1 rRNA gene is annotated in these 1,395 nt (G+C 56.2%); it reads right to left on the bottom strand.

Going from position 1 to position 1,395, the window contains the following annotated elements:
* Position 1: 1 nt before the first annotated feature.
* Positions 2 to 1,395, bottom strand: a 23S ribosomal RNA gene (locus ACF06X_RS34635); the annotation flags it as partial.

The raw sequence follows: 1,395 nt of genomic DNA, 5'->3' as shown, positions 1-1,395 counted from the left end.
TGAGGACAAGCCCTCGGCCTATTAGTACCGGTCAGCTCCACCCATTACTGGGCTTCCACATCCGGCCTATCAACCCAGTCGTCTACTGGGAGCCTTACCCTCTCAAGGAGGTGGGAATACTCATCTCGAAGCAGGCTTCCCGCTTAGATGCTTTCAGCGGTTATCCCTCCCGAACGTAGCCAACCAGCCATGCCCTTGGCAGGACAACTGGCACACCAGAGGTTCGTCCGTCCCGGTCCTCTCGTACTAGGGACAGCCCTTCTCAATATTCCTACGCGCACAGCGGATAGGGACCGAACTGTCTCACGACGTTCTAAACCCAGCTCGCGTACCGCTTTAATGGGCGAACAGCCCAACCCTTGGGACCGACTCCAGCCCCAGGATGCGACGAGCCGACATCGAGGTGCCAAACCATCCCGTCGATATGGACTCTTGGGGAAGATCAGCCTGTTATCCCCGGGGTACCTTTTATCCGTTGAGCGACGGCGCTTCCACAAGCCACCGCCGGATCACTAGTCCCGACTTTCGTCCCTGCTCGACCCGTCGGTCTCACAGTCAAGCTCCCTTGTGCACTTACACTCAACACCTGATTGCCAACCAGGCTGAGGGAACCTTTGGGCGCCTCCGTTACCCTTTGGGAGGCAACCGCCCCAGTTAAACTACCCATCAGACACTGTCCCTGATCCGGATCACGGACCGAGGTTAGACATCCAGCACGACCAGAGTGGTATTTCAACGGCGACTCCACCATGACTGGCGTCACGGCTTCAAAGTCTCCCACCTATCCTACACAAGCCGAACCGAACACCAATATCAAACTGTAGTAAAGGTCCCGGGGTCTTTCCGTCCTGCTGCGCGAAACGAGCATCTTTACTCGTAGTGCAATTTCACCGGGCCTATGGTTGAGACAGTCGAGAAGTCGTTACGCCATTCGTGCAGGTCGGAACTTACCCGACAAGGAATTTCGCTACCTTAGGATGGTTATAGTTACCACCGCCGTTTACTGGCGCTTAAGTTCTCAGCTTCGCAACCCCGAAAGGTCACTAACCGGTCCCCTTAACGTTCCAGCACCGGGCAGGCGTCAGTCCGTATACATCGCCTTACGGCTTCGCACGGACCTGTGTTTTTAGTAAACAGTCGCTTCTCGCTGGTCTCTGCGGCCACCCCCAGCTCACCGAGTAAATCGGATCACCAGTGATGGCCCCCCTTCTCCCGAAGTTACGGGGGCATTTTGCCGAGTTCCTTAACCATAGTTCACCCGAACGCCTCGGTATTCTCTACCTGACCACCTGAGTCGGTTTAGGGTACGGGCCGCCATGAAACTCGCTAGAGGCTTTTCTCGACAGCATAGGATCATCCACTTCACCACAATCGGCTCGGCATCAGGTCTCAGCC

Source organism: Streptomyces sp. NPDC015346 (assembly GCF_043078785.1).
Lineage (GTDB): Bacteria > Actinomycetota > Actinomycetes > Streptomycetales > Streptomycetaceae > Streptomyces.
Note: the sequence above shows the minus strand (reverse complement) of the source record. Positions and strands in the feature narration are given on the sequence as shown.